The 15,633-nt window shown below is 59.9% G+C and carries 16 protein-coding genes; 10 read left to right on the forward strand and 6 right to left on the reverse strand.

The genetic code is table 11. The annotated features are described in order from the left end of the window. Positions 1-92: 92 nt before the first annotated feature. The 6 genes from ACM6JM_RS04450 to hisF all read left to right on the forward strand — a co-directional run bounded on the left by ACM6JM_RS04450 (position 93) and on the right by hisF (position 5,141). Positions 93-1,757 carry an OFA family MFS transporter gene (locus ACM6JM_RS04450; RefSeq protein WP_039764668.1) on the forward strand — a complete coding sequence of 555 codons (1,665 nt, stop codon included), beginning with the start codon at positions 93-95 and terminating at the stop codon, positions 1,755-1,757. 271 nt (positions 1,758-2,028) lie between these two features. Continuing rightward, positions 2,029-2,622: an imidazoleglycerol-phosphate dehydratase HisB gene (gene hisB / locus ACM6JM_RS04455; protein ID WP_039764670.1), complete on the forward strand. Its 594-nt coding sequence runs from the start codon at positions 2,029-2,031 to the stop codon at positions 2,620-2,622. Further along, entirely contained in the window at positions 2,622-3,260 is a 639-nt protein-coding gene (gene hisH, locus ACM6JM_RS04460) for an imidazole glycerol phosphate synthase subunit HisH (RefSeq protein WP_007952546.1), read from the forward strand. The genes hisB and hisH overlap by 1 nt, the downstream gene beginning before the upstream one ends. Next, complete coding sequence (locus tag ACM6JM_RS04465) at positions 3,261-3,521, forward strand: DUF2164 domain-containing protein (RefSeq protein WP_414881378.1); 261 nt, start codon at positions 3,261-3,263, stop codon at positions 3,519-3,521. It abuts the gene before it with no gap. Positions 3,522-3,623: 102 nt separating this feature from the next. Then, complete coding sequence (gene hisA / locus ACM6JM_RS04470) at positions 3,624-4,361, forward strand: 1-(5-phosphoribosyl)-5-[(5-phosphoribosylamino)methylideneamino]imidazole-4-carboxamide isomerase (RefSeq protein WP_056787231.1); 738 nt, start codon at positions 3,624-3,626, stop codon at positions 4,359-4,361. Between the two features lie 9 nt (positions 4,362-4,370). Beyond that, complete coding sequence (gene hisF / locus ACM6JM_RS04475) at positions 4,371-5,141, forward strand: imidazole glycerol phosphate synthase subunit HisF (RefSeq protein WP_007897430.1); 771 nt, start codon at positions 4,371-4,373, stop codon at positions 5,139-5,141. 51 nt (positions 5,142-5,192) lie between these two features. Here the strand turns inward: hisF and ACM6JM_RS04480 are convergent, their stop codons facing one another. Next, positions 5,193-6,659, reverse strand: coding sequence for a trypsin-like serine peptidase (locus ACM6JM_RS04480; protein ID WP_414881379.1), 1,467 nt, complete (start codon positions 6,657-6,659; stop codon positions 5,193-5,195). 214 nt (positions 6,660-6,873) lie between these two features. On the opposite strand from ACM6JM_RS04480, the gene ACM6JM_RS04485 reads away from it, so the two are divergent. Beyond that, positions 6,874-7,629 carry a substrate-binding periplasmic protein gene (locus ACM6JM_RS04485; protein WP_163973865.1) on the forward strand — a complete coding sequence of 252 codons (756 nt, stop codon included), beginning with the start codon at positions 6,874-6,876 and terminating at the stop codon, positions 7,627-7,629. Here the strand turns inward: ACM6JM_RS04485 and ACM6JM_RS04490 are convergent. The 5 genes from ACM6JM_RS04490 to gpmI form a co-directional block, all read right to left on the reverse strand. Next, positions 7,610-8,983: a Vps62-related protein gene (locus ACM6JM_RS04490; RefSeq protein ID WP_414881380.1), complete on the reverse strand. Its 1,374-nt coding sequence runs from the start codon at positions 8,981-8,983 to the stop codon at positions 7,610-7,612. The genes ACM6JM_RS04485 and ACM6JM_RS04490 overlap by 20 nt on opposite strands. A gap of 116 nt (positions 8,984-9,099) precedes the next feature. Then, positions 9,100-9,876 (reverse strand): divergent polysaccharide deacetylase family protein, encoded by a 777-nt coding sequence (locus ACM6JM_RS04495; protein WP_039764681.1) that lies wholly within the window; start codon positions 9,874-9,876, stop codon positions 9,100-9,102. Positions 9,877-9,878: 2 nt separating this feature from the next. Beyond that, entirely contained in the window at positions 9,879-11,198 is a 1,320-nt protein-coding gene (locus ACM6JM_RS04500; protein ID WP_011332024.1) for a S41 family peptidase, read from the reverse strand. Positions 11,199-11,229: 31 nt separating this feature from the next. Then, positions 11,230-12,516 (reverse strand): murein hydrolase activator EnvC family protein, encoded by a 1,287-nt coding sequence (locus ACM6JM_RS04505; protein ID WP_039764683.1) that lies wholly within the window; start codon positions 12,514-12,516, stop codon positions 11,230-11,232. Positions 12,517-12,652: 136 nt separating this feature from the next. Continuing rightward, the gene (gene gpmI / locus ACM6JM_RS04510; protein ID WP_039764684.1) at positions 12,653-14,179 is read right to left on the reverse strand and encodes a 2,3-bisphosphoglycerate-independent phosphoglycerate mutase; all 1,527 of its coding nucleotides are present in this window, start codon (positions 14,177-14,179) and stop codon (positions 12,653-12,655) included. Between the two features lie 152 nt (positions 14,180-14,331). Between gpmI and ACM6JM_RS04515 the strand changes: the two genes are divergently transcribed. From ACM6JM_RS04515 to secB, 3 genes are read left to right on the forward strand one after another with little or no spacing between them, the layout of a single operon-like run. After that, a complete protein-coding gene (locus ACM6JM_RS04515) occupies positions 14,332-14,745 on the forward strand; it encodes a rhodanese-like domain-containing protein (RefSeq protein ID WP_007952524.1) in 414 nt (137 codons plus the stop codon). Between the two features lies 1 nt (position 14,746). Then, complete coding sequence (grxC, locus tag ACM6JM_RS04520) at positions 14,747-15,001, forward strand: glutaredoxin 3 (protein ID WP_039764687.1); 255 nt, start codon at positions 14,747-14,749, stop codon at positions 14,999-15,001. Positions 15,002-15,054: 53 nt separating this feature from the next. Then, positions 15,055-15,540 carry a protein-export chaperone SecB gene (gene secB / locus ACM6JM_RS04525; RefSeq protein ID WP_039764689.1) on the forward strand — a complete coding sequence of 162 codons (486 nt, stop codon included), beginning with the start codon at positions 15,055-15,057 and terminating at the stop codon, positions 15,538-15,540. Positions 15,541-15,633 lie beyond the last annotated feature (93 nt).

Here is a 15,633-nt window from a genome sequence, read left to right on the forward strand (position 1 = left end):
AGCTTCACCCGCAAAAAACGGTCATGCCTGCGTGCATAAAGGCCGGGGTGGGCAGTGGCTGGCGAACCATACTAATAATTGGGGGATACACAATGAGCACGACCATTACGGCGGACGGCTTCAAAGCCGATCAGCCCGGGTTCCTGTCCAAGGAACGCATCATCGCCAAGCCCGGTTTCAACCGTTGGCTGGTCCCGCCGGCCGCTCTGGCCATTCACCTGTGCATCGGCATGGCCTACGGCTTCTCGGTGTTCTGGTTGCCGCTGTCCAAGGCGCTGGGCGTCACCGCTCCGGTGGCTTGCGCACCGGACATGAGCTTCATCGCACAAGTCTTCTCGTCGCAATGCGACTGGCCGATCTCCATGCTCGGCTGGATCTACACCCTGTTCTTCATCTTCCTCGGCTGCTCGGCAGCGATCTGGGGTGGCTGGCTTGAACACGCAGGACCACGCAAGGCCGGCGTTGTATCGGCATTGTGCTGGTGCGGCGGTCTGCTGATTTCTGCGCTGGGTATCTATACCCACCAGATCTGGCTGATGTGGATAGGCTCCGGCGTGATCGGCGGTATCGGTCTGGGTCTGGGCTACATCTCGCCGGTCTCGACCCTGATCAAATGGTTCCCGGACAAGCGCGGCATGGCGACCGGCATGGCGATCATGGGCTTCGGCGGTGGCGCGATGGTTGGTGCACCACTGGCGACCGCTCTGATGAGTCACTTCGCTTCGCCAACCGGTGTCGGCGTGTGGCAGAGCTTCGTGGCCATGGCCGCGATCTACTTCGTGTTCATGATCGGTGGCGCGCTGGCTTACCGCGTACCGCCAACCGGCTGGAAGCCTGAAGGCTGGACTGCACCGGCGAAGAAAGCGTCGAACGCGATGATCACCCACCGTCACGTTCACGTGAACGTGGCGTGGAAAACCCCGCAATTCCGTCTGGTGTGGCTGGTGCTGTGCCTGAACGTGTCCGCCGGTATCGGCATCCTCGGCATGGCTTCGCCACTGTTGCAGGAAGTGTTCGGTGGCAAGCTGCTGGGTAACGATCTGCCGTTCGGTCAGCTGGACGCCGGTCAACTGGCTTCCATCGCTGCAATTGCGGCCGGTTTCACCGGTCTGCTGAGCCTGTTCAACATCGGTGGTCGTTTCTTCTGGGCCTCGTTCTCGGACTACCTGGGCCGCAAGAACACTTACTTCGTGTTCTTCGCACTGGGTTTTGCGCTGTACGCGCTGATCCCGAACCTCGGTCACCTGGGCAACGTTGCGCTTTTCGTGGCGGCGTTCTGCATCATCCTGTCGATGTACGGCGGTGGTTTCGCCACCGTTCCGGCGTATCTGGCCGACCTGTTCGGTACGCAGATGGTGGGCGCGATCCACGGTCGTCTGCTGACCGCTTGGGCTGCCGCTGGCGTGCTGGGTCCGGTGCTGGTGAACTACCTGCGTGAGTATCAGCTGAGCATCGGCGTTGAACGCGCCGCCGCTTACGACATCACCCTGTACATCCTCGCCGGCCTGCTGGTGCTGGGTTTCCTGTGCAACCTGCTGGTACGCCCGGTGGCCGACAAGTACTTCATGACCGACGCCGAACTGGCTGCCGAACAGGCGCTGGGCCACGACAAGGGTGCTGACGGCAGCACCGTGCTGGAGTGGAAAGCCGCGCCGGGCAGCAAGCCGTTGGCGATCGCTGCGTGGCTGGTGGTGGGGATTCCGTTGGCGTGGGGTGTGTGGGTGACCCTGCAGAAGACGGCTGTTCTGTTCCACTAAGTTCGTTTACACCTGATCGTTCCCACGCTCTGCGTGGGAATGTCTCCCTGTGACGCTCTGCGTCACATTCGAAGTGGACGCAGAGCGTCCGGGGCTGCACTCCCACGCAGAGCGTGGGAGCGATCAGTGCCATTGAACGCTTGTATGGACATGTCTATCCCCGACAGCGCGGGGTTCTATCCGTCAGTCATTCCACCTATCGTGTTTCTGTTTCGGCCCCGCGCCCCTATAATGGCTGCCTTTTTCGCCCAATGATTTTGCGGAGCTGGTGATGGCCGAACGTAAGGCGTCTGTCGAGCGCGACACTCTGGAAACCCAGATCAAAGCCTCGATCAACCTTGATGGCACCGGAAAGGCCCGATTCGATATCGGTGTTCCTTTTCTTGAGCACATGCTGGATCAGATCGCCCGTCACGGGCTGATCGACCTGGATATCCAATGCAAGGGCGATCTGCATATCGACGACCACCACACGGTGGAGGACGTCGGTATCACCCTCGGCCAGGCCTTCGCGCAAGCCATTGGCGACAAGAAAGGCATCCGTCGCTACGGCCACGCCTACGTGCCGCTCGATGAAGCGCTGTCGCGCGTGGTGATCGACTTCTCCGGCCGCCCAGGCCTGCAGATGCACGTGCCGTACACCCGCGCCACCGTTGGCGGCTTCGACGTCGACCTGTTCCAGGAATTCTTCCAGGGCTTCGTCAACCACGCGCTGGTCAGCCTGCACATCGACAACCTGCGCGGCACCAACACTCACCACCAGATCGAAACCGTGTTCAAGGCTTTCGGCCGCGCACTGCGCATGGCCGTCGAGCTGGACGAGCGCATGGCCGGCCAGATGCCTTCGACCAAGGGCGTCCTGTAATGCAGACGGTTGCAGTTATCGACTACGGCATGGGCAACCTGCACTCGGTGGCCAAGGCCCTCGAGCACGTCGGTGCCGGCAAGGTGCTGATCACCAGCGATGCGGCAGTGATCCGCGAAGCCGACCGCGTGGTGTTCCCCGGTGTCGGTGCGATTCGCGATTGCATGGCGGAGATCCGTCGCCTCGGTTTCGACTCGCTGGTGCGTGAAGTCAGCCAGGATCGTCCGTTCCTCGGCATCTGCGTCGGCATGCAAGCCTTGCTCGACAGCAGCGAAGAGAACGACGGCGTCGACTGCATCGGCCTGTTTCCGGGCGCGGTGAAGTTCTTCGGCAAAGACCTGCATGAAGACGGCGAGCACCTGAAAGTCCCGCACATGGGCTGGAACGAAGTGAAGCAGGCGGTGGATCACCCGCTGTGGCACAACATTCCGGACCTGGCGCGTTTCTACTTCGTGCACAGCTACTACATCGCCGCCGGCAACCCGCGGCAGGTGGTCGGCAGCGGTCATTACGGCGTCGATTTCGCCGCGGCACTGGCCGAAGGTTCGCGTTTCGCCGTGCAGTTCCACCCGGAGAAGAGCCATACTCATGGCCTGCAATTGCTGCAGAACTTCGCTGCGTGGGACGGTCGCTGGTAAATGGCCGTCAAGAAATCCAAGCCGCCGATTCTGACCCTCACTCCCGAGCAGGAGAACGAGGCCAGCCGCAAGATTCAGCGGTTCATGGAGGATCGTTTCGAACTGGACCTGGGTTCGTTCGAGGCGGCGGAAATTCTTGAGCTGTTTACCCGCGAAATTGCTCCGCACTATTACAACAGGGCGATTTTCGATGTGCAGACCCACCTCAAGGAGCGGTTTGAAAGCATCGAAAGCGACCTGTGGGCGCTCGAGAAGAATTAGGGCAGCGGCAAGCTTCAAGCTGCAAGCTGCAAGAAGTACACACGCGTGCGCGCTTGCAGCTTATGGCTTGCAGCTTGCAGCTCTTTTGACGAAGGAAAAAGCATGCTGATTATTCCCGCTATCGATCTCAAAGACGGTGCCTGCGTACGTCTGCGCCAGGGCCGCATGGAAGATTCCACAGTGTTCTCCGATGACCCGGTGAGCATGGCTGCCAAGTGGGTGGAGGGCGGCTGCCGTCGTCTGCATCTGGTCGACCTGAACGGCGCTTTCGAAGGCCAGCCGGTCAACGGCGAAGTGGTGACCGCGATCGCCAAGCGCTACCCGACCCTGCCGATCCAGATCGGCGGCGGCATCCGTTCGCTGGAAACCATCGAGCACTACGTCAAGGCGGGCGTCAGCTACGTGATCATCGGCACCAAAGCGGTGAAGGATCCGGCGTTCGTTGCTGAAGCCTGCCGTGCGTTTCCGGGCAAGATCATCGTTGGTCTGGATGCCAAAGACGGTTTTGTCGCCACCGATGGCTGGGCTGAAATCAGCACCGTGCAGGTCATCGACCTGGCCAAACAGTTCGAAGCCGACGGCGTGTCCTCGATCGTTTATACCGACATCGCCAAAGACGGCATGATGCAGGGCTGCAACGTACCGTTCACCGCGGCGCTGGCGGCTGCCACCAGGATCCCGGTGATCGCTTCCGGCGGCATTCACAACCTCGGTGACATCAAGTCGCTGCTCGATGCCAAGGCACCGGGCATCATCGGCGCCATCACCGGCCGGGCGATCTACGAAGGCACTCTCGACGTCGCCGAAGCGCAAGCTTTCTGCGACTCGTACCAAGGCTGAGGACTGACCATGGCGCTGGCCAAACGTATCATCCCTTGCCTGGACGTGGACAACGGCCGGGTCGTCAAAGGTGTGAAGTTCGAGAACATCCGTGACGCCGGCGACCCGGTGGAAATCGCCCGTCGCTACGACGAGCAGGGTGCCGACGAGATTACCTTTCTCGACATCACCGCCAGTGTCGATGGCCGTGACACCACGCTGCACACCGTCGAGCGCATGGCCAGCCAGGTGTTTATCCCGCTGACCGTCGGCGGTGGCGTACGTACCGTGCAGGACATCCGCAACCTGCTCAACGCCGGTGCGGACAAGGTGTCGATCAACACCGCTGCCGTGTTCAACCCGGAATTTGTCGGCGAAGCGGCGCAGCATTTCGGCTCGCAATGCATTGTCGTCGCCATCGATGCGAAGAAGGTTTCGGGCCCGGGCGAAACCCCGCGCTGGGAGATCTTCACCCACGGCGGTCGCAAGCCGACCGGCCTCGACGCGGTCGAGTGGGCGAAGAAAATGGAAGGCCTGGGTGCCGGTGAAATCCTCCTGACCAGCATGGATCAGGACGGCATGAAAAACGGCTTCGACCTCGGCGTGACCCGCGCCATCAGTGATGCGCTGGGCATTCCGGTGATCGCTTCCGGCGGCGTCGGCAACCTGCAGCATCTGGCTGACGGCATCCTTGAAGGCCACGCCAGCGCGGTGCTGGCGGCGAGTATTTTCCACTTCGGCGAATACACCGTTCAGGAAGCCAAGGCTTACATGGCCCATCGCGGCATCGTGATGCGCTAGCAAGCATCCCCTTTGGAGTAGTCGCTTCAAAGGGGATGCAGGTCTGGAGAGTTAAAGCGTGTCGAACTGGTCAACCCTTACCTCTGACCTGTCATCTGATCGGTCATACGCAACACTGCATAGAGTGGCAGGCAAATCCTTTTTGTGAAGATAGACTTCCATATACTCCGACTTTGGGCTGAATCCATCGGGGGCTTGACAGTCAATGCTGTCGGATGGACCGACTTTGTAGGAGTACATTTTGCTTGCCCCTTCCGAAGTCACCAAAATATAAGTGGGTCTTTTTTTCAGGTTGAGATCAGGAAGCGGAACGATTTCGTCCTCAATCAGAACGATAGGCAGCGACAAGGCATTTCGTAAGAGTCCTGGCGGTAACTCTGGCCTGGAAGAGTTTGTGCCAATGATGCAAAGGAAATAACGCCCGGTTCTGGAACCTATCTTGGTATTGATGATGGAGTTTTCGGAACTGATCGCGGCGGAGTAGTTCAAGGGGCTTTCGCATTTTTTTGCCACGCGGACTGTCTTGTGACGATAGAACGCTGTGTCGATAGAGAACCGGTAATCCCAAGTCGGTGCTATGGCAGCGCCGCTTTTCGACATCTTGATTTTCTTGTATTTGGCGGAGGTTCGCTTGTCTGTTTCTACATTGAATGTCGGATAGAGTTCGCAGTAATTTTCAAATAGAAAGCCAGATCGGAAGCAGCTTCTCAGGTGGGGTACAAAACTTCCGTAAAGATTACCTTCGATTGCAGAGTAACCTTTTTTCGTTGGTATACAGGGTTCATCCAGGTCGCAAGGGGATATAGGCGGATACTCATTACCTGTACCTACGACACCAATGACTTCATTGGTGTAGCGATCAAGCAGCGGTGCCCCTGAGACGCCTCCTTTAATACTCTTGCAGCGAGTCTTGAAGTTATTACGCCACACCCAATCTCCTTCAATGATGTCCGGAGCGGATTTAAGCGTACAAGCTGTCATTTCCAGCGTTCGATACTGTGGCGCTCCCACAACCAGAACCTCCGAATTCAGGGCTGGTGTGCCTGTGGCCAGTTTTAGAGGTTTTATACCATCTTCCATAAGTGTTTTCAGGCTGACGTCAAGTTGGACGATGGCGATGTCGACACCTTGCATGCTGCGCCATTTCACATTTTTCAGGTTGTAGGTTTTATGTTTTTCGACATCGTCAAAGTAGTTGAACGTCATGGTTCCTTGTAGGGGTTGGTTTTGCATGATTTGGCCGTTGGACAAGTTGATGCAATGGCCAGCAGTCAGAACATAAGCCGGAGGGCGCTGGACGCCAGTTTTTTCCAGTGTATCAAGCAAGGTAGCGGTGCAAGTGTGGGCGGTCGTCAGGCGACCGATACCCTGCCAGTGATCGCGTGAGCCATCGCGGTTATCCAGGGGGATTGCAGGTAACAGACGCTTAACGCCTTCGCCGTAGTCGTGATTGGTCGCCATGCAGGTGGCACAGAACAATCCTAATGTGGCGAACAACAGTAATTTGATTGAATACATCGTTAACGCTCTTGAGTTATCGGTTAAAACACCACGGTGGTGCTGGTAACGCCAATAAACCAGGGATCAAGAGCGGGGCGGTGTTAGTTATGTACTACCCATGGCCTGGTTTTCCAGGTATGGAAGATCTTATCGGTATGAAGTCATAACGCCAGTAGACAGCATGGCGTACCCAAGGCACTCTTGGGCACGCCATGGATTTCGGTAGCCCGACATGATCAAACGCCTGCTTCTCGCCCTCGCCAGTGCCTCCGTGTTGTTGATCAACACCGGCCACGCCGAAGAAAGTCCCGACACCGATCTGGTGCTCCTCACCGAAAACTTCCCGCCGTACAACATGGCGAAGAACGGCAAGAATTTCGCCCAGGACGAAAACATCAACGGTATCGCCACGGATATCGTGCGCGAGATGTTCAAGCGTGCCGGCATCAGTTACAGCCTGACCCTGCGCTTCCCCTGGGAGCGGGTCTACAAGCTGGCACTGGAGAATCCCGGTTACGGTGCGTTCGTCATGGCGCGGCTTCCGGATCGCGAAAAACTCTTCAAGTGGGTCGGCCCGATAGGCCCGGACGACTGGGTCATGCTGGCCAAGGCCGACAGCAAGATCACCCTCGAAACCCTCAACGACGCGCGCAAATACAAGATCGGCGCCTACAAGGGCGATGCGATTGCCGAGACCCTGACCAAGCAGGGGTTGAAGCCGGCAGTGGTGCTGCGTGATCAGGACAACGCCAGAAAACTGGTCAGCGGCCAGATCGACCTGTGGGCCACCGGCGACCCGGCCGGGCGCTATCTGGCGCGGCAGGATGGCGTGACCGGGCTGAAAACCGTACTGCGCTTCAACAGCGCCGAGTTGTATCTGGCACTGAACAAGGACGTACCGGACGAAGCCGTTGCCAAGCTTCAAACCGCGCTCGATCAGATGCGCAAGGAAGGCGTGGTCGACGAAATCATGGGGCGCTATCTGTAGCGGTCGACGAGCCCGGCGACGATTGCGCAACAACGTCGGCGCCGCTCGTGATGGTTTCCGTCGACGGGTTTGCCGCCATGACAGGCATCGGGGTTACTGTCTCGACGGTTTCTGGTGGGTATTCACTCATGACAAGACGGGTGTCATCGGTGTAACCAAGCGGGACGGTGACTTCAGTGCCATCCTCCCGTACCAGCTCGTAGTGGCTTTCCATCTGATACACCGCGACCGATTTGAGTTTTGCCGCCATGGCGATGACGACCCGAGAGCCTGATTCGCTCCACTCGCTGGAGGACGTTTCGGTGTGAGTGAAATCCCGCGGCAGGCACGCCGAGAACTTTGTTGCCCGGATATCACTGGGCATCGCAGCCGGCCAGGCCTTGGTGAATTCCACGGCGGTATGGCGATTGAATAGCCGCATGGCCGCTGCATTTTGCGCCCTTGGCGCTTTCCATTTGATCGACTGAGCCTGCTCCGTGGTATTTCGGCCGTACCCGACCAGCACATATTGGTCGGTTCTTTTCAGATCGTAGTAACGCGAGTGGAGAAATCCATCATTGGGTTGAGCGTGATCGCTGACTGCAAACCACGGCAGGCGGGCAGTCTGCGTGACCTTCGCCACTGCGCTTTCGGGATTGATGTGTGCAGTCAGTACCGGAGCTTCTGCAGGTGCGCTGACTTGAACCGGAATCGGTATCCGTAGTGCATACGCGAAAGGGCCGGTTGTCGGTTTGTTGTGGCTCGGGGCGCCAATAAAGGTACCGGGCGCAAAGCAGATTTCGCCCGCCGCGGCGGTCGGGGGATCAATGCTCCAGGCGCTGAAGTTCAGCTTTGCACCGCTGCCTTTGTCATCCCAGAGCAGATCGCCGAGGTCGGCAGCAACGACCAGATCGGCCCTGACGCAACGGATGGCGTTGAGTGAGGGTTTGCCGTGATCGCTGGAGCAGGTCATACCCAGTGCGACATAGCCTTGCGGCGCAATCGGACGCCAGATCGAAGTGCGCATAGCAGCTCCCGATCCGGATTCTTTCCAGACAAGTTCGAAGTCGGTGGGTCGGCTGAGTGCTTTGCCCCTGGTGTTACCGTGGTCTTGTAACGTTGCCTCGCAGACCACTGCGGCGACAATTTCGCCGTTGATGGAGGTGTTGTTGGGGACGAGGATGTCTCCCAGCGGAAAGTATCCCGGCAGAAGATCGGGAGCCGGCGCAGGGCGCCAGAAGGTGGCGGGCCTGGCCCGTGTGCCGTTGCTGTTCCAGATACGGTTGAATTCGCTGGTGAAGTTGATCAGCAGGTTGTCGAGCCTGATCGGCTCCATTGGCCTGTCTCGCAATGAAGCACTGTCGTTGGTAGTCATAGTCAATCCTGATAATTGAATGGCAACTCGAAAGAGTTGCGACCTGTGGCAGGTCTGACTATCCGGAAAGAGGGCAGGCGCCAGGCGGTAACTATTTATGGGCGTGTGTCGGTTTGTTACCGATAAATCCCGTCTTTGCCATGCGCGGCCGTGGCGCGATTGCTGCGCACACTGATCATCTGCTTGATGTCGATCCACTCAATACCTTGGGCTTTCAACTTCGGCAGTTCCCGCTCCAGCACTGCCAGCGTCTGTGGATAAGGGTGCCCGATCATCACGGCCGAACCCTGTTTGTGCGCCAGACTGATCGCTGTCTGCAATTGAGTCAGGATCGCCGCTTCTGTGCGCTCGTCATCGAGAAACACATCCCGCGAAACACTCGCCAGATCGATCTTCTGCGCCTGCTGCGCAGCCACGGTCCGGGCGCTGGTGCGGCTGTCGACGAAGAACTTGTGGCGGCGCTGCAACTCCCCCATCAACCACGCCATGGCCACCGGCTGTGCGGTCATGCGACTGCCCATGTGGTTGTTGATGCCGGCGGTGTAGGGGACCATTTTGAACGCGGCATTCAGGCGTTTTTCGAGTTCTTCGATGGGCAGCTCGGGATGCCAGGCGAACGGGCCGGTGGCCGGGTCCATCGGCATGTGCAGGATCACGACCTTGCCGGCGCGATGGGCTTCGCGGGCGAATTCGGTGGCGTGCGGGGTGTCGGGCATGATCGCGGTGGTGACCGGCCCGGGCAGGGCCAGCACCCGGCGATCCCGGGGCAGGTTCTGCCCCAGGTCGTCGATGATCAGTGTCAGGTAGGCTTTTTGAGGTGTGGGTCTGGCAGGTTCTGCGTGAGCAGCACCCGCCAGACAGCACAGCAGGACGAAGAGGAAACGCAAAGACATCCTCAACGGCCGGACGTGATGCTCAGGCCTTTGAGCAGGCTCAGGGCCTGGGCCAACTGGTAATCGTCATCCTGCGGCATCGCCTTGGCCTTGCCGCCGGAGCCGGTCGGTTTGTCCGCGCCGCCATTGCCGTTGCCCAGGTGACCTTGCAGATCGGCTTCCTTGAAGTAGTCGCTGTCCGCCTCGTTGGTGATCTTGGCGCGGCGCACTTCGATGTCCGGGACGATGCCCTGGGCCTGGATCGAACGGCCGTTCGGTGTGAAGTACAGCGCCGTGGTGATCTTCAGCGCGCGGTCGTTGTTCAGCGGCAGCACGGTCTGCACCGAGCCCTTGCCGAAACTGGTGGTGCCCATGACCACGGCGCGTTTCTGGTCCTGCAGGGCGCCGGCGACGATTTCCGAGGCCGAAGCGCTGCCACCGTTGATCAGCACGACCATCGGCACCGCTTCGCTTTCGTCCTTGCCGGTGGCGGAGAAGCGCAGTTCGGAATTGGCGATTCGGCCCTTGGTGTAGACGATCAGGCCTTTGGTGATGAAGTGATCGACCACTTCCACCGCTGCCTGCAGCACACCACCCGGGTTGTTGCGCAGGTCGAGGATGATGCCGTTGAGCTTCTTGCCGTTGTCCTTGCGCAGCTTGGCCAGGGCCTTGGAAACCTCTTCGCCGGTCTTGACCTGGAATTGGGTGATGCGGATCAGGCCATAGCCGGATTCGAGCAGCTGTGCCTTGACGCTCTTCACCTGAATCACCGCGCGGGCCAGGGTCACGTCGAACGGCGTGCCGCCGTCGCGCACCAGGGTCAGGGTGATCTTCTGGCCGATCTTGCCACGCATCTTGTCCACGGCTTCGGTCATGGTCTGGCCGCGGGTCGGTGCGCCGTTGATCTTGACGATGAAGTCGCCGGCCTGGATGCCGGCCTTCGACGCCGGAGTGTCGTCGATTGGCGACACGACCTTGATGAAGCCGTCTTCGGCGCCGACCTCGATGCCCAGACCACCGAACTCACCGCTGGTGCTTTCCTGCAACTCGGCGAAGTCTTCAGGGCCCAGGTAGGCGGAGTGCGGATCAAGGTTGCTGAGCATGCCCTTGATCGCGTTTTCCAGCAGGGTCTTGTCGTCCACCGGTTCGACATAGGCGGCCTTGATCCGGTCCATGACCTCGGCAAAGGTGCGCAGCTCTTCCAGCGGCAACGGCGCCTTGGAAGTCGCGGCAGTACCTGCCGGAGCGACGGCCGGAGCCGGTTGAGCGGCAAACGCCAGAGGCGCGCCGATCACCAGGGCGATCGTCAGGGCCAGCGAGGTAAGGCGGGACAAATGCAGCATGTCGAACGAACTCCTGAATTAGATGGCGTGCTTATCCTTGCGCACGGCACCATTGCGCCGGATCACTCGGGTGACCCTGCTGACGAATTGCGAAATACAGCGCTGGTGTGTCCTGGCCGCCACTGTTACCCACAGTGGAGATGGACTCGCCGGCTTTTACCACGTCACCTGCCGACTTCAGTAGCGTCTGGTTGTGACCGTAAAGACTCAGAAAACCGTTGCCGTGATCGAGGATCACCAGCAGCCCGGCACCGCGCAGCCAGTCGGCGAACACCACGCGCCCGCCGTGTACGGCATGCACCTGGCTGCCGGCGGAGGCGCTGATCATCACGCCGTCCCACTTGGTGCGGGCATCGTCGCCACGGGTTTCGCCGAAGCGTGCCAGCAGTCGACCATCAACCGGCCATGGAAGTTTTCCCCGACTTGATGCAAAAGGGCCACCGAAGGTCTCGCCGCCGCTGGATACCAGGGCGCCGGGTGTCGATCTGACCGGCTTGCGTGGGGCGTCGGAGTTTTCCGCCTCGGCCTCACGCAAGCGCTTTTTTTCGGCTTCCTGCTGGGCGATGAGCGCTTTCTGTCGCGCTTCTTCTGCCTCACGAGCCTGGCGGGCCAGGGTTTCTTCAATGGTTTTAAGGACTTTAGACAGGTCTGCCTGATCCTGCTCGCGGGCGGCCAGTTTCTGGTCTCGGGCTTTCACGTCGTCATTGAGCTTGGCAAGGGCCTGCTGGCGCTCCTTGCGGACCTTGTCGAGCGCTTCGCGCCGAGTGTCGAGATCGCTTTGCTGCGCCAGCAACTGCGCCTGCTGCACGCCGATGTCCTTTTCGACATTGGCCAGTTGGCGCAAGGTTTCGTTGAAGCTCTTCAGCTGTTCCAGGCGAGCCTGGCTCAGGTAGTCGTAATAGGTGAGGGTGCGGGCGAATTTCTCGGGATTCTGCTGGTTGAGCAGCAGCTTGAGGTATTCCTGGCGACCGTTCTGGTAGGCGGCGCGGGCCTGGATGGCGATCAGTCGCTGCTGTTCAGTGCGCGCGCTCTGGAGTTTTTTTTTCTCCGCATCGAGCCGCTGCAGCTCGGACTCGCTCTTCTTGAGCTCTTTCTGCAAGGCTTCGACCTGCTTCTCGAGCTTGCCCATCTCGGTTTCGGTGCCCTTGAGCTCCTTTTGTACCCCGGATTTTTCCTCCTGGAGCTTGCCCAGCAGTTTTTTCAGCTCGGCAATGTCCTGGCGCGTGGCGTCCAGTTGCTGTTGGGTTTGCGCGCGCTCATCCGCGAAGGCCGGTTGGAGCAGGCATGTCAGAGCGAGGGCGATCAGGACGCGAAGCATAGAGGCGGGCGGCACCAGGGTAAGGGACGGCCTAGTATGCCCGCCCGACGCGGCAAAAAAAACGCCTCAAAGCCAACTGCTTTGAGGCGTTCGTCATAAAAAGCCGTTTCAGGCTGATTACAGGGCGTTTTTGATATCAGACCAGAATCGAAGTGCCAGTCATTTCCGCCGGTTTTTCCAGGCCCAACAGTTTCAGCATGGTTGGCGCCACGTCCGCCAGCACGCCGCCTTCGCGGACTTTCAGGTCACGCTTGCCGACATAGATGAACGGCACCGGTTCGGTGGTGTGCGCGGTATGCGCTTGCCCGGTGGATTCGTCGGCCATCTGCTCGACGTTGCCGTGGTCGGCGGTGATCAGCGCTTCGCCGCCGACTTTTTCCAGGGCTTCGACGATGCGGCCGACGCAGGTGTCCAGGCATTCCACGGCTTTCACTGCGGCTTCGAACACGCCGCTATGGCCGACCATGTCGCCGTTGGCGTAGTTGACCACGATCACGTCGTAGCGCTGGTTCTCGATGGCCTCGACGATGCGATCAGTGACTTCCGGAGCGCTCATTTCCGGCTGCAAGTCATACGTGGCGACTTTTGGCGACGGGATCAGGATGCGCTCTTCGCCCGGGAACGGTTCTTCGCGGCCGCCGGAGAAGAAGAAGGTCACGTGGGCGTACTTCTCGGTTTCGGCGATGCGCAGTTGGGTCTTGCCGTTTTTCGCCAGATAGTCGCCGAGCACGTTTTCCAGGCTGCCCGGGGCAAAGGCTGCGGGGGCCGGGATGCTGGCGGCGTACTGGGTCAGTCCCACGTACTGCACTTTTGGCTGGCGTGCGCGCTCGAATTCCTGGAAACCGTCTTCGACAAACACGCGGCTCAGCTCGCGGGCGCGGTCGGCGCGGAAGTTCATGAACACCACGGCATCGCCGTCTTCGACTTTCACCGGCTCACCGATGCTGGTGGCCTTGACGAATTCGTCGCTCTCGCCACGGGCGTAAGCGGCTTCCAGCCCTTCCTGGGCGGTGGCGGCGTTGAATTCGCCCTTGCCGTCAACGATCAGATTGTAGGCCTGGGCCACGCGATCCCAACGGTTGTCGCGATCCATGGCGTAGTAGCGACCAATCAGGCTGGCGATGCGGCCCTTGCCGAGGGCCTGGAAGGTCGCATCGAGCAGTTCGATCGACGAGGCGGCGCTTTTCGGCGGCGTGTCACGGCCGTCGAGGAAGGCGTGCAGGTAGATCTTTTCGGCGCCGCGCTTGAAGGCCAGTTCGGCCATGGCGATCAGGTGATCCTGGTGGCTGTGAACGCCGCCATCCGACAGCAGGCCCATGAAGTGCACGGCCTTGCCGGCGGCCACGGCCTTGTCCACGGCGGCGCAGATGGTCGGGTTCTCGAAGAACTCGCCGTCGCGGATCGCTTTGGTCACACGGGTGAAGTCCTGATACACCACGCGGCCGGCGCCGAGGTTCATGTGGCCGACTTCAGAGTTGCCCATCTGGCCGTCCGGCAGACCGACGTCCATGCCGCTGCCCGAGATCAAGCCATTCGGCACGGTGGCCCACAGGCGATCCAGCACAGGCTTTTTGGCCGCATAGACGGCGTTGGATTCGGGGCTGTCGCTGTGACCGAAGCCGTCGAGAATCATCAGGACCAAAGGTTTAGGCGTGGTAGTCATGGAATCCACTCGTGGCTAATAAGAAGAGGGCGATGGAAAAGGGAGTTGGAGTTTAAAGCGAAGTTCCGGCGGCGTCACCGCCGGACGGGGTTTGGCCGACCATAGTGGCTGTGTATACTGGCCGACATTTTAACGCCCTGGAACCTCCTTCGATGGTTGCTCACCTGATTGAATTTGCCACTAACCACTACATTCTTGTCGGTATCTTCGTCGTACTGCTGGCTTTGCTGCTGGCGCATACGGTGCAGGGCGGCGGTAAAAGCCTGAGCACGGGCGAGCTGACCGCACTGGTCAACAAGGAAGCCGGCGTGGTGGTGGACATCCGTCCGAGCAAGGACTACGCCGCCGGTCACATCGTTGGCGCGGTGAACATTCCCCAGGACAAACTGGCCGCCCGCATCGGCGAGCTGGAAAAACACAAGGCCAAGACCATCATTCTGGTCGACGCGCTGGGCCAGACCGCCGGCACCCACGCCCGCGAGCTGATGAAGGCCGGCTTTACCGCTGCCAAGCTGTCCGGCGGGATTTCCAGCTGGAAAGGCGACAACCTGCCGTTGGTGAAGTGACATGAGCAACGTCATCGTCTACTCCAGCGATTACTGCCCTTACTGCTCGCGCGCCAAGTACCTGCTCGCGAACAAAGGCGTGGCCTTCGAAGAGATCAAGGTCGATGGCAAGCCGCAGGTGCGCGCCGCCATGGCCCAGAAGGCCGGACGCACGTCCGTGCCGCAAATCTGGATCGGCGATACCCACGTCGGCGGATGTGATGATTTGTATGCCCTGGAGCGCGCCGGCAAGCTCGACGCGCTGCTCAAGGCCTGACCTGCTGCACACGTAAAGAACCCTAAAAGACCCAAGATCAGAAAGGATCTGAGATGACTGACCAACAGAACACTGCAGCCAGCGAAGAAGAAACTGCACCGCAATTCTCCTTGCAGCGCATCTACGTACGCGACCTGTCCTTCGAAGCCCCGAAAAGCCCGGCGATCTTCCGCCAGCAGTGGGATCCGGCGGTCTCTCTGGATCTGAACACCCGCCAGAAAGCCCTGGAAGGTGATTTCTACGAAGTCGTGCTGACCCTGTCCGTCACCGTGAAAAACGGTGAAGAAGTGGCCTTCATCGCTGAAGTGCAACAGGCCGGTATCTTCCTGATCAAGAACCTGGACGCGGCTTCCATGAGCCACACCCTGGGTGCGTTCTGCCCGAACATCCTGTTCCCGTACGCGCGCGAAACCCTGGACAGCCTGGTGACCCGCGGTTCGTTCCCGGCCCTGATGCTGGCCCCGGTGAACTTCGACGCCCTGTACGCGCAAGAGCTGCAGCGCATGCAGGAATCCGGCGAAACTCCGACTGTTCAGTAAGCGGTCGATGCAACACCGAAAAAAGCGCCGTTACAGGCGCTTTTTTCTTGGCTGATCGTTCCCACGTCGAGGCGTCGAACCGTCCGCGCGGGA

It is taken from the genome of Pseudomonas sp. IT-P2 (assembly GCF_949767575.1).
Classification (GTDB): Bacteria; Pseudomonadota; Gammaproteobacteria; order Pseudomonadales; family Pseudomonadaceae; genus Aquipseudomonas; species Aquipseudomonas pharyngis.